At 71.5% G+C, this 11781-nt stretch carries 10 protein-coding genes; 6 read left to right on the top strand and 4 right to left on the bottom strand.

What is annotated here, in order from left to right; all coding sequences use genetic code 11:
• Positions 1-217 precede the first annotated feature (217 nt).
• The 4 genes from EXU48_RS15125 (at position 218) to EXU48_RS15110 (ending at position 5372) form a co-directional block, all read left to right on the top strand.
• On the top strand, positions 218-2965 hold the full coding sequence (locus tag EXU48_RS15125) for a helix-turn-helix transcriptional regulator (RefSeq protein ID WP_235857053.1): 2748 nt from the start codon (positions 218-220) through the stop codon (positions 2963-2965).
• A gap of 98 nt (positions 2966-3063) precedes the next feature.
• The gene (locus tag EXU48_RS15120) at positions 3064-3888 is read left to right on the top strand and encodes an alpha/beta fold hydrolase (protein WP_133108521.1); all 825 of its coding nucleotides are present in this window, start codon (positions 3064-3066) and stop codon (positions 3886-3888) included.
• 28 nt (positions 3889-3916) lie between these two features.
• A complete protein-coding gene (locus EXU48_RS15115; protein ID WP_133108520.1) occupies positions 3917-4741 on the top strand; it encodes an alpha/beta hydrolase in 825 nt (274 codons plus the stop codon).
• A gap of 130 nt (positions 4742-4871) precedes the next feature.
• A complete protein-coding gene (locus EXU48_RS15110) occupies positions 4872-5372 on the top strand; it encodes a DUF1801 domain-containing protein (RefSeq protein WP_133108519.1) in 501 nt (166 codons plus the stop codon).
• A gap of 132 nt (positions 5373-5504) precedes the next feature.
• Here EXU48_RS15110 and EXU48_RS15105 read toward each other — a convergent pair whose 3' ends face one another.
• The 3 genes from EXU48_RS15105 to EXU48_RS15095 form a co-directional block, all read right to left on the bottom strand.
• The gene (locus EXU48_RS15105) at positions 5505-5774 is read right to left on the bottom strand and encodes a hypothetical protein (protein ID WP_133108518.1); all 270 of its coding nucleotides are present in this window, start codon (positions 5772-5774) and stop codon (positions 5505-5507) included.
• A 120-nt stretch (positions 5775-5894) separates the two neighbouring features.
• Positions 5895-7169, bottom strand: coding sequence for a hypothetical protein (locus EXU48_RS15100; protein ID WP_133108517.1), 1275 nt, complete (start codon positions 7167-7169; stop codon positions 5895-5897).
• A gap of 171 nt (positions 7170-7340) precedes the next feature.
• Positions 7341-7619, bottom strand: a complete 279-nt coding sequence (locus tag EXU48_RS15095; protein ID WP_133108516.1) for a WXG100 family type VII secretion target — start codon at positions 7617-7619, stop codon at positions 7341-7343.
• Positions 7620-8086: 467 nt separating this feature from the next.
• Here EXU48_RS15095 and EXU48_RS15090 point away from each other — a divergent pair, with 467 nt between their 5' ends.
• Complete coding sequence (locus EXU48_RS15090; RefSeq protein ID WP_133108515.1) at positions 8087-8647, top strand: T6SS immunity protein Tdi1 domain-containing protein; 561 nt, start codon at positions 8087-8089, stop codon at positions 8645-8647.
• A gap of 510 nt (positions 8648-9157) precedes the next feature.
• Here EXU48_RS15090 and EXU48_RS15085 read toward each other — a convergent pair.
• On the bottom strand, positions 9158-10012 hold the full coding sequence (locus tag EXU48_RS15085) for a hypothetical protein (protein WP_133108514.1): 855 nt from the start codon (positions 10010-10012) through the stop codon (positions 9158-9160).
• Between the two features lie 136 nt (positions 10013-10148).
• Here EXU48_RS15085 and EXU48_RS15080 point away from each other — a divergent pair, with 136 nt between their 5' ends.
• Positions 10149-11738, top strand: coding sequence for an MFS transporter (locus EXU48_RS15080; protein WP_165962836.1), 1590 nt, complete (start codon positions 10149-10151; stop codon positions 11736-11738).
• The last annotated feature ends 43 nt before the right edge of the window (positions 11739-11781 follow it).

Here is an 11781-nt window from a genome sequence, read left to right as displayed (position 1 = left end):
TATGAGGCGGGGTGGGCAGGGTCCAGGAGAGGTGGGGTGGAAACTTCCGCCGCCTGCGCGAGCGGGTCGCCGCACAACCCCACCGGGCGATCGTCGGGCCGAGGCGTGGCCGCACCGATCCGCACCCGAAGGGTCTCGACAAGCGCTCCATCGCTCCGACATTCTTGGCGCGACAGCCAGCATCCGCGCCTCCCTGGAAGGAGGTCGCACGGGTACCGTGGAACAGCAACGATCCGCCGCGCCGCTGCTCGGGAGAGCCGACGACGTCCAGTTGCTCGAGCACCTGATCACGGGTGCTCGCAACGGCGTGAGCGCGGCGCTCGTCCTTCGGGGCGAGCCGGGGATCGGCAAGACGGCGCTCCTGCGCAGCGTCACCGAGTCGGTTCCGAACGCCTTGCTGTTGCGGGTGGACGGCTTCCAGGCCGAGTCGGCACTGCCCTATGCGGCCCTGCAGCGTCTGGGCATGCCGCTACAGCCGTTCCTCGGAGCACTGCCGGCACACCAACAGGAAGCGCTGCGGGTGGCGGCCGGAGTGGCCGAGGGCCCCGCACCGGACCGCTACCTGGTGGGCCTCGGCCTGCTCTCCCTTCTCGCGGCGGCGGGCGAGAACGGACCCGTCGTGTGCACCATCGACGACGCCCATCAGCTCGACCAGGAGTCCCTGGACGTCCTGGCGTTCGTCTCCCGACGCCTTCAGGCCGAGTCCGTGGTGCTTCTCTTCGCGGCGCGCGACGACGCCACCATCGACCTGAGCACTGCCGGGGTGCCCACCCATCGCCTCCGCGGGCTCGATCCGCGGTCGGCCGTGCAACTCCTGAGGGAGTCGACTCCCGGGACCTTCGATCCCTATCTCGCGGCCCAGATCGCCGAGCAGACGGGAGGCAACCCGTTGGCGATGCTCGATCTGACGCAGGACTTCACGGTTCAGGAGTTGACGGACGCGGCCCTCGCCGAGCAGCCCTTCCCGATCGGACATCACCTCGAACTCCATTACATCCGGGAACTGCGGTCCCATCCGCCGAAGGTGCAGACCTGGCTGCTGCTGGCCGCCGCTGAACCGACCGGTGCCACCGACCTGATCGAGGGCGCCGCGGAGCGGATCGGCTTGGATCGCGAGAGCGCCGAACTGGCGGAACACTCGGCCCTCGTCGTGGTGCGGCGCGGCCACGTTCGGTTCCGGCATCCGCTCGTGCGGTCCGCCGTCTACAGCGCCTTCCGAGGACCGGACCGCCGCCGGGCCCACGATGCCTTGGCGCAGGCCGCGACCCAACGCGGCCTGACCGACGTCGAGGCACTGCATGCCGCGGCCGCCACCACCGGCACCGACGACGCGGTGGCCGACCGGCTCGAAGCCGCCGCGGATCGTGCCGGGATGCGAGGCGGCCTGGCATCGCGTGCCCACTCGCTCGCACGCGCCGCCGGACTGACCTCCGACGATCGCGTCCGGAACGGCCGCCTCATCGCGGCAGCCGAGTCCGCAGCGGGAGCCGGCGCCGCACAGTTCGCGATCTCGCTCCTGGACGGCCTCGACGAACGGGCGCTCGACGCGGTCGGGCGGGGCCGGGCGATCAGCCTGCGTGCGATGCTCGCAATCTTCCTCGGCGATCCGGACGGGATCACCCGCGCCGCGGCCGACCTCCTGGCCGCGGCGGACGCCTTCCACGGTGTCGTGCCGGAACTGGAACAGCGCACGCTCATCCGGGCGTTCGAGTTCGCGCTCACCACCGAATGGATGATGCAGGACATCTCGCTCGAGCGGCTCGGGCAGCGGCTGCGTGAGGGCGCGGAGGTCCAGGAGGGTCCCCTCGCCATCGCGCTGCGGGGGCTGAGCGCGCACATCCTGCTCCCGTATGAGGAGGCTGTGCCGGCCATGCGCGCCGCGGTCGAGATGCTGCAGGCAGGTGACGACGCCGCGCTGCTCGAACTCGGATACGGCGTCGCCCTCACGATGGGCCTGTGGGACGAGCGCGGGTGCGTGGAACTGCTCGAGCGCACGGCTCGGGTCGCGCGGGACGTCGGCTCCTTGCGAGTCCTCGACTCGGCGCTGTGGGTACTCAGCCTCCTCGAGCTCGTGCGGGGCGACCCCATCGCCTCCGGGCGATACGTCCAACAGGTGCGCGAGCTGCGTCACGCGATCGGCTACCCGGGCGAGCAGGTGATCAACGCCTCCTACCTCGCGTGGGTCGGTGCCCCGAGGCCGCAGATCGAGGCGATCGCAGAGGCGACGCTCGGCACCGGATTCGGCGGGGCGTGGACGGTTGCGATGACCGGACTGAGCATCCGGGACATCGCCGAGGGCCACTACGTCGACGCGTTCGAACGACTCAGCCCGATGATCGAGCGCCCGTTCCTCCAGGTCACGTACCAGCAGTGGCCGGAATACGTGGAGGCCGCGACGCGAAGCGGCCACACCGAGGCGGCCGCCACGGTCGCCCGGAAGCTGCGCGTCCACGCGGCGGTCAGCGGCACCCCGTGGATCCGTGGCATCGCGGACCGCTGCGACGCCCTGCTGGCACCGGATGCCGATGCCGAAGGGCTGTTCCGATCAGCCATCGGGTGGCTGGAGCAGTCCACCGCGATCGGTGACCTGGGCCGAGCGCACCTGCTGTACGGCGAATGGCTCAGGCGGATGAAGCGGCGACGGGATGCCCGGGAGCAGCTGCGGGCGGCGCTGACTCTCTTCGAACGGGCCGGCGCGCCGGCGTTCGCGAGCCGTGCGCGCTACGAGCTCGCCGCCACCGGCGAACACGCGCCGCGCACGGAGGTCTCCGGGGTCGACTCACTCACCCCACGGGAGGCGACGATCGCGAGCATGGCCGCAGCCAGGAACACGAACCAGGAGATCAGCGCCACGTTGTTCATCAGCACCAACACGGTCGACTACCACCTCAGGAAGGTGTTCCGGAAGCTCGGGGTCAGTTCCCGTCGCCAGCTTGCCGACATGCTCGGTTCCGCCGACGGGTAGCGCGACCGAAGCAGACTACGAGGAACACGTGGTTCGCTCGTGGCCAGGGCCGGGCACGGTGGGTGAGCGCACTCACCTGTTCCAGCGCGGAGGCCGTCATGCCGTTCGTCACCACCGAGGACGGTGCCCAGATCTTCTACAAGGACTGGGGCATCGACGGCTCGCCGGTGATCCTCAGCCACGGTTGGCCGTTGAACGCCGACGCCTGGGAGGCCACCGCCCGCTTCCTCGCCGAGAACGGGCACCGCGCGATCGCTCACGACCGCCGCGGACACGGACGCTCCAGCCAGACCTGGCACGGCAACGAGATGAACACCTACGCCGACGACCTCGCCGGACTCATCGATCACCTCGACCTGAACGACATCACCCTGGTCGGCCACTCCACCGGCGGTGGGGAGATCGTCCGGTACATCGGCCGACACGGCACCGAGCGCGTCGCGAAACTCGTTCTCGTCTCGGCGGTGCCGCCACTCATGCTGGCGGGCGACGACAACCCCGAAGGGCTGCCCGTCGCCGTCTTCGACGGGATCCGCGCCGGCGAGGCAGCCGATCGTTCCCAGCTCTACCGGGATCTCGCCGACGGGCCCTTCTTCGGCAACAACCGCAACAACGACGTCTCCCAAGGGATCCGCGACGCGTTCTGGCTGCAGTCCATGGCATGCGGACATCGGGCCGCGTACGAGTGCATCGCCGCCTTCTCCGCGACCGACTTCCGTCCGGACCTCGCCACGGTCGACATACCGACCCTCGTCATCCACGGCGATGACGACCAGATCGTCCCGTTCGAGGTCGGCGGAAAGCGCTCCGCCGCGCTGATCCCGGGCGCGACGTTGACCGTCTACGAGGGCGGGGCACACGGCCTGCCCGACACCGACCGCGATCGGCTGCACGCGGATCTACTGGCCTTCATCGAGGCCTGACTGCCCCGTCCCTACGCAAGGAGAGACCATGTCGACCACCCCGGACACCATCGTGCTCGTGCACGGCTTGTGGATGACCCCCCGCAGTTGGGAGGGCTGGAGGGAGCACTTCGAAGCCAAGGGATTCACCGTGCTCACGCCCGCCTACCCCGGCTTCGAGATCGAGGTGGAGGAGCTCCGCAAGAACCCCGACGTCATCGCGAACCTGACCGTTCCGGAGACCGTCGACCACCTCGCGGCCCAGATCGAGGCACTGCCCCGGCCGCCCATCATCATGGGCCACTCCTTCGGCGGCGCGCTGACCCAGTTGCTCCTCGCGCGCGGCCTCGGCGCGGCGGGCGTCGTGGTCGACTCCGCCCCGACGGAGGGAGTTCGGGTGAGCCCGCTGTCGCAGGTGCGCTCCCTCTTCCCGGCCCTGAAGAACCCGGCCAACTTTCACAAGGCCGTCGCGTTCACCCAGGAGGAGTTCCACTACGCGTTCGCGAACACCTTGTCGAGGGAGGACTCCGACGCGGTGTGGGAGAAGTACGCCATCGCGGCGCCCGGCAACTGGGTGTGGGCCTACGGGCTCATCGCCAACCTCAAGCCGGGTCGGCAGGAGACCTGGGTCGACTACTCGATCGAACGCTCCCCGCTGCTGTTCATCGGCGGTAGCGAGGACCACATCATGCCGCCCTCGGTGAACAGGTCCAATGCGAAGCACTGGGCCAAGTCCCCTTCCCTCACCGAGTACCACGAGTTCGCGGGACGCTCGCACTGGATCTGCGCGGAACCGGGCTGGCAGGAGGTCGCCGACTACGCATTGGAGTGGGCCCTAGACCACGCGGAGCCTGCGCCGGTCACCGCGGCGTAGGCGACTTCCGGCTCCACTGGACGCCAGTCCCCGTCGAGCAGGAATCGAGAAGCCCCGGCCGCTCCGAGGTCCCTACCGTGGAGTCAGGGGTCGCAGACCGCGACCATCACCACCGAGCAGAGGATCAGTGATGGCCACCAAGTCGACGAACGGCACGCAGGGCAAGGGCAGCAAGGGCAGCGAGGGCAGCAAGGGCACAGAAGCGGGCCTGTCCGCCCAGGAACGGGCCGCGGTCAAGGAACGCGCCGCGGAACTGAAGACCCAGGCCAAGCGTGGCAGCCGCACCGACAAGGCCGCGGCCGACGAGGCGGACCTGCTGGCCAAGATCGCCCAGATGCCCGAGTCCGACCGGCTGCTGGCGGAGCGCGTGCACGCGATCGTGAGGGAGGCCGCGCCGGACCTGGCGCCGAAGCTGTACTACGGCCAGCCCGGCTACGCGAAGAAGGGGAAGGTGCTGTGCTTCTTCCGCAGCGGCCAGCAGGACAAGGAGCGGTACTCGACCTTCGGCTTCAGCGTGCAGGCGGACCTCGACGACGCCAGCGGTCTCTGGCCGACCTCGTTCGCACTCACCGAACCGACCGAGGCCGCGTGGCGGGAACTGGCTCGTGTCGTCGCGAGGGCGGCCGGCTGAGGGGCGCACCTGCCACCGCCGCCGGCGGATCACCAGCGGTCGACGGCGTGCCGGACAGCACGACGGCCGGCTCCCGGGGGAGGGGAGCCGGCCGTCGGCCGTGGCCCGCCGTGCTGGACGGCGGGGGTCGGGTCAGGAGGAGGCGCGCTCCTGGTCGTCGGCCTGCTGGCTGAGGATCGTCGCGTTCTCCTGGAGGGCCTGGACCACGTTCTGCAGGGCGGGCACGTACTGGCCTTGCCAGTCACTTGTGAACCGCTGCGCGTCCGGGCCGAACCAGGGGGTCGCCTCGAGCTGCTGGGTCAGTTGGGCCGTCAGCTGGTTGATCACGTCGGCGTCGGAGTTCATCACCCTGACCAGGTCGCGCGCGGCGGTGATGTCCATCCCGTAGACGGTGGTGCTCATGATGTGTCCTTTCGTCGGTGCTGAGTCAGGTCAGCGGTGTGGTTGTTCGGATCTGGTTGTAGCGGTGACGCTGGTCGTGCTCGCGGCCGGCGATCGGCGCCGTCCCGCTGGTCGTACGGGTCAGTCCTCGTCGTCATCGAGCCCCTCGGGCAGATCACCGTCCCTCCGGCGCAGGGCACCGAGTGCCGCGGTGCCCAGTCCGGCGAGCCCGAGCGGGGCCGCGAGGAGGGCGGGGTTCGTCGAGGAGCCGCCCGAGACGGTGTCCGCGCCCAGGATCGGGGCGGACCCGCCGGTTGCGGTGCCGATGCTCGACCCGCCGACGCCGCCGAACGTGACGGGAGCCGACGACGTGGCCGGGTCACCCGCGGCGATGCTCGGGCCACCGCGGCCCAGCGACCCGGAGCCCAGGCCCGCGGCGGAGCCGGTCGAGCCGGCGCCGGTCGAACCGCCGGATCCACTCGCGCCGCCGGAGCCGGTCGAGCCGCCGGGACCGGCCGAGCCGGAGCCGAGGCCACCCGAGCCGAGCCCGCCGCCACCCGAGCCGAAGCCGCCGCCCGAGCCGAGGCCGCCGCCCGAGCCGGACCCGCCAGCTGAGCCGGACCCGCCGCCCGAGCCGGACCCGAATGCGGTCGACCCGAGCGACCCGGCGCCGAGCGAGCCCGAACTGCCCGAGCCACCGGCCGCCGTCGGGCCGGAGCCGGAAGCAGCGCCACCCGAGGTGAGTGCCGCGGCGGCCACCGGGGCGATCGCCGCGGCTCCACCGCCGAGTGCGGCCGAGGCCGCGCCCGGGGTGGTGAGCGCGGCGGGCAGGCCGGTCGAGCCGGCCGCCGACCCGCCGGTGGACAGCCCGAGCGTGCCTGCGCCGTCCCACCGGATGGTCAGCCCGTCCGGAGTGACGATCGTGGCGCCGCCGCCGCTCGCGCCGGTGTTGCCGAGCGAGCTGGAGCGGCTGCCGACGCCCGTCGGGGTGATGACCACGGCGCCGTCGCCGGCGGCCCCGGTCGGCATCTGCGAGTTCGAGATGGCCGGCAGCGGCGCGGACAGCATCGGCGGGTTGACCGCCGTGCCGGCCGGCATGGTCGGGCTGGTGTAGGCGCTGGCCGGGATGGACACCGACGGCGAGTCGCCGCTGACGGCCTTCTGCAGGGCCGAGGCGGCCTTGAGGATGTTGGCGAACCGCTCGAGCGCCTCGCCGGTGGTCTCGATCCACGGGATGACGGTGAACTCGAGGTAGTTGGCGAACGCGGCCGCCCAGCCGGTCCAGCTCATCGCGCGGAGCGCCTTGACCACGAGCTTCAGCGCCTTCGCGATCATCTTCGCGTAGTCGGCGCCCTCCTGGGCCTTCTGGGCCATCTCGTCGAGGCCACTGACGTCGGCGCCCTGGAACCCGCTCATCGGAAACTCCCTTCTGCTGTCGGTCTGGTCTGGTGTGGGGTGCGGCCCAGCGGACTCTGCCGGTCCTGCCGGTGCCGCCGGTGCTGCTGGTCGATGACGCTAGGCAGCCGGTGGTGGCCGGGGCCAGCGCCGTGGGGGTGGAAACTTCCGGCCCGACGGCGGCCCGTGGGGTCAGCTGGAGACCTCGTCCTGGAGGTCGGCGCGGCGGCGCAGCTCGGCGGCGTTCTCGCTGAGGGAGTCGGTGGCGGCCTCGAGCTCGGGCCGCAGGGAGCCGTCCCAGTCCTGCTTGAACTTGGCCGCGGCGGGCCCGATCCAGAGCACGGAGTCGAGCATCGCCGAGACGTTGCCGACCATGGACTTGAGATCCTGGGCGCCGGTATCCATGTTCCGGGACGCGTCCCGGGAGTACTCGGGGTCGATGCCGTAGAACTGCGAGCGGTCGTACGTCATGGTGTCCTCCTGAAGGCTTCGTCGACGAGGTGCCGACCTGCCTTCGACGCTAGGAGCGCCGCCGCCGCGCAAGCCAGCGAACAGGGGGTGGAAGGTTCCGCCGCTACGGCGCGGTCGGAGCCCCAGGATTGAGGCCGGCGCCCTGTGACCGGGCCTCGTGGACGGCCTCGAGGTCCGCCGTCGTCACCAGTCGTACCTCCGCGGCAAGGCGCCCGACGGCGAACCGCACGTTCTGCACGCGGCCTTCCGTCACGGTGAACGGGTCGTCGTCCGGACCGGGCGCACCTTGGGGCGACCCCGACGGCGACGTGGTCGCCGCCGCGGCCGGGCGCGGCGTCCGAGTGCTCGGACGGATGGAGCTGGTCTCAGCGGAGCTGCTCCGGCGGTGATCGACTTCACGACGGCAGAACCCAGGGGTCGACCTCAGCGCCATCTTCATGAACCTTCACCTCTAATAGGGTGGGACCATGATCGAGATTACGGACTTCGTGCCGCACGGACCGGTTGAACCGGGGGTCATCGAGGCCTACCGGGGCCGTGTTCCCGACGACGTGATCGACCTGTGGGAGACCTACGGGTACGGCACCTTCGCATCGGGCTTCCTACGCGTGATCAACCCCGCCGTGTACGAGACGGAGCTGGCCGAATGCATCGGCAAGACCCAGGGGGACGGCATAGCGATTCCCATCATGGTGACGGGGCTTGCCGACCTCATCACGTGGGAGCCGAGCGTCGGTTTCGTGGGCATCAAGTACCGTGAGGGTCGTGTCGCTGGTCTCAACAGCGAACTGAACGGGTTCCTAGAGATGCTGAAGATTGCGGGGACGTTTTACCTGTCCCGGACGCTGAACTGGGGCATCTTCCCACGGGCCGTGGAGGCGCACGGTGAGCTGCCCTACGATCAGTCGTTCACCTTCGTGCCGCTGCGTTCGCTGGGCGGGCCGGAGAAGGTGGAGAACCTGAAGAAGCGGGAGACGATCGCCGCGATCCAGGTGATGGTGGAGATCCAGGGCGTCGTCGGTCACTGAGCCCCACCGCTGGCGACCTCGGGAGCGACGACAACCCCCGCCGACTGGGCAGCCCCGCGAGAACTGGCCGTCAACGGGATCACACGCTGCGAGCAGTTGACCGAGTTGCCCGAAGCAGAACTCCTGGACATTCATGGGTCGGGCCGAAGGCGATCCGAGTCCTCCGTGAGGAACTGGCGGCACGCGGCTCGAGTCATGCGCTATGGCTGATCTCGCCGTTCGCGGACCGTGTCGCGTGCATCGCGGACCCTGGACGAATGCGTCGACCATCGGGAAGGGATCGCCGAAAACGCTCCGTCGCGCCCGAGGTGCACCCATGGTCGTAGATCGGGACGAGACCGACGGCGAGTCGCCGCTGACGGCCTTCGACGCCGAGGCGGCCTTGAGGATGTTGGCGAACGCGGCTGCCCAGCCGGTCCAACTCGTCGCGCGGAGCGCCTTGACCGCGAGCCTCATCCTCGCGCAGTCGGCGCCCTCCTGGGCCTTCTGGGCCATTCGAACGTTCCGCCGCTATGGCGCGGTCGGAGCCTCGGGATTGAGACCGGCGCCCCTTGACCGGGCCTCGTGGACGGCCTCGAGGTCCGCCGTCGTCACCAGTCGTACCTCCGCGGCACGGCGCCCGACGGCGAACCGCACGTTCTGCACGCGGCCTTCCGTCACGGTGAACGGGTCGTCGTCGGGGCCGAACGCGAGGCGGGCCACGGAGCGGATCGCGTCGTCCACGCGCTGCGCGCGTTCGAGGTTCCAGGCGTGGCCGCGCCAGTGCAGGATCCGCTCGTAGATCTCCCGGTTCGACGGCGGCCGGGGGTAGTCGTCCGCGCCGGTCAGCCAGGGCTCGGCGAGGGCCAGCGCGACGTACCACTCGCGCGACCAGCGCTCCAGGTGCGGGGCGTCGGCGGTCGCGGCGCCGTCGGGATCACCCTCGGCGACCAGCGGCACCGGCGCGGGCTCGTCGCGGACCTCCTCGACGTCCACGACGAGCACCAGGTCGGTGAAGGAGCCCGTGGGCGTCTGGCGCCCGCGCAGGATGAGCAGGTGGTTCTCGCCCTCGTCCAACAGGGCGGCCATGCCCTCGGAGAGGGCGACCCGGCGGGCCCCACCGGGGGCGTCGAAAAGGGAGGAGAGCTGGGCCCCGGTGCTGCCGCGCCAGCGCAGCCGCACGACCTCGTCGCCGACCTGCACCTCGCCGACGACGCGGGAGACGTGCGGCGCGACGCGGGGCAGCGCGAGGGCGGTCAGATGCAGTTGGGTGTCCGCGTCGACCTCGGGCAGCGCACTGTCCGGGGACCGGCCCACGAGCAGGGTGTCGCCGCTGCCGAGCACCACCGTCGGCACCCCAGACCCCCGCAGCGTCACGCGTAGCATCCGGCGCCCCTCCCCTGTGTTGCCGTCAGCCTATGGGATCTCCCGGGCCGGCTGGGCGAGGGCCGGCAGCGGCCGCGTGGCGGTGCCGGACGGGCCGCGACCGACGCCCGATCGCACTTCGATAGGTTCACGTCCCGTGGACCGCACCGGGGAATCGGCGACGCCCGCGACCGGGGGCACCGGGCCGTGGGGCGTGGTCAGGGTCCTGTGCCTGACCCAGATCGTCGGCTGGGGTGTCCTCTATTACTCCTTCCTGGTGTCGCTCGCGGCGATCGCGGCCGACACCGGCTGGGGAGCGACGCCCGCGTTGGCGGCGTTCTCCGCCGCGCTCGTGGTGGCTGCCCTCGCGGGCGTGGCCGTCGGCCGGGTGATCGACCGGCACGGGCCACGGCTGCTGATGTCGGCGGGCTCGGCACTCGGCGCCGTCGCCGTGGTCGTGATCGCCTGGGCACCCGAGTTCGCCTGGTTCGTGGGCGGCTGGGTGCTCGCCGGCCTGGCGCAGTCGATGGTCCTGTACGCGCCGGCGTTCACGGCGATCACGCGCTGGTTCGGCCCGGCGACCCGCACCCGTGCCCTGCTCACGGTGACCCTCGTGGCCGGCCTGTCCAGCACGATCTTCGCACCGCTCACGACGGCGCTCGTCGAGGAGATCGGCTGGCGGCGCACCTATCTGGTGCTCGCCGCCCTCCTGGCCGTGACCACGATCCCGGCCCACGCCGTCGGGCTGCGTGCGCCCTGGCCGCCCGAGCACCGGAACCAGCCCGACCTGGCCCGCCCGGACCACGGTCGGGACCGGACGCCCGGTCCGACGGCCGAGGTCCCGCCGGCACCGGAGGACGATCGGAACCGTGCGCTCGACCCCGATGAGTCCGCGTCGGCACCCGAGAACGGTGAGAACCGGGCGCTCGACGCGGCCGACCAGCCCGCGACGGCACCCGAGAACGGTGAGAACCGGGCGCTCGACCCGACCGACCAGCCCGCGTCCGCACCCGAGAACGGTGAGAACCGGGCGCTCGACCCGACCGACCAGCCCGCGTCCGCACCCGAGGGCGCTTTGACCGACCGCGCCGGCGCCCTCCCGCCGACCCCGCGGCGGGGCCCGAGCGCCGGGACCGCCCGGATGGCACGGCGCCGGTCCGAGGGCTGGCACGCGATCGCCCGCTCACGCTCCTTCGTGCTACTGACCGCGGCCACCGCCCTGGGCGCCTTCGCGATGTTCGCCGCGACCATCCACCTGGTCCCGATGCTGACCTGGCGCGGTCTGACGGCGACCGCGGCGGCGTGGGGGCTGGGACTGTCCGGCGCCGGCCAGCTCCTGGGACGGCTGGGGTACGCGCCCCTCGCCCGGCACACGACCGCGGTGAGCCGGGCCGCCGGCACGCTCGCGGTCGCCGGCCTCGGGATCGCTGCCGTGGGCCTGCTGCCCGGACCGGCTTCGGCCCTGATCGGCGCGGCCATCGCGTTGGGCGTGGTCCGCGGGGCGTTCACGCTGCTCCAGTCGACCGCCATCAGTGACCGGTGGGGGGCCGAGGGATTCGGGACCCTGTACGGGATCTTCAACGCACCGAACATGTTGGCGATGGCGGTAGCGCCGTGGGCCGCGGGTTTCCTCACCGACGTGACCGGCTCCTACCCGACCACGTTCGCGATCCTCGCCGGCGCGGCCTGCGTGGCCGCGCTGATCGCGACCCGGACGGCGGCGGGCGCCTCCCGGGGTACTGGGTGAGGCCGTCCGTCAACGGCGAGGGTGGCCTGTCCACAGGGTGTGC

This window comes from Occultella glacieicola (genome assembly GCF_004353825.1).
Classification (GTDB): Bacteria; Actinomycetota; Actinomycetes; order Actinomycetales; family Beutenbergiaceae; genus Occultella; species Occultella glacieicola.
This window is presented reverse-complemented; position numbering and strand designations above follow the sequence as displayed.

Coding starts and splice junctions, on each gene's coding strand:
- EXU48_RS15090 (WP_133108515.1), top strand. CDS start 8,087: ATGATCGAGATTACGGACTTCGTGCCGCACGGACCGGTTGAACCGGGG.
- EXU48_RS15120 (WP_133108521.1), top strand. CDS start 3,064: ATGCCGTTCGTCACCACCGAGGACGGTGCCCAGATCTTCTACAAGGAC.
- EXU48_RS15085 (WP_133108514.1), bottom strand. CDS start 10,012: ATGCTACGCGTGACGCTGCGGGGGTCTGGGGTGCCGACGGTGGTGCTC.
- EXU48_RS15115 (WP_133108520.1), top strand. CDS start 3,917: ATGTCGACCACCCCGGACACCATCGTGCTCGTGCACGGCTTGTGGATG.
- EXU48_RS15105 (WP_133108518.1), bottom strand. CDS start 5,774: ATGAGCACCACCGTCTACGGGATGGACATCACCGCCGCGCGCGACCTG.
- EXU48_RS15110 (WP_133108519.1), top strand. CDS start 4,872: ATGGCCACCAAGTCGACGAACGGCACGCAGGGCAAGGGCAGCAAGGGC.
- EXU48_RS15100 (WP_133108517.1), bottom strand. CDS start 7,169: ATGAGCGGGTTCCAGGGCGCCGACGTCAGTGGCCTCGACGAGATGGCC.
- EXU48_RS15095 (WP_133108516.1), bottom strand. CDS start 7,619: ATGACGTACGACCGCTCGCAGTTCTACGGCATCGACCCCGAGTACTCC.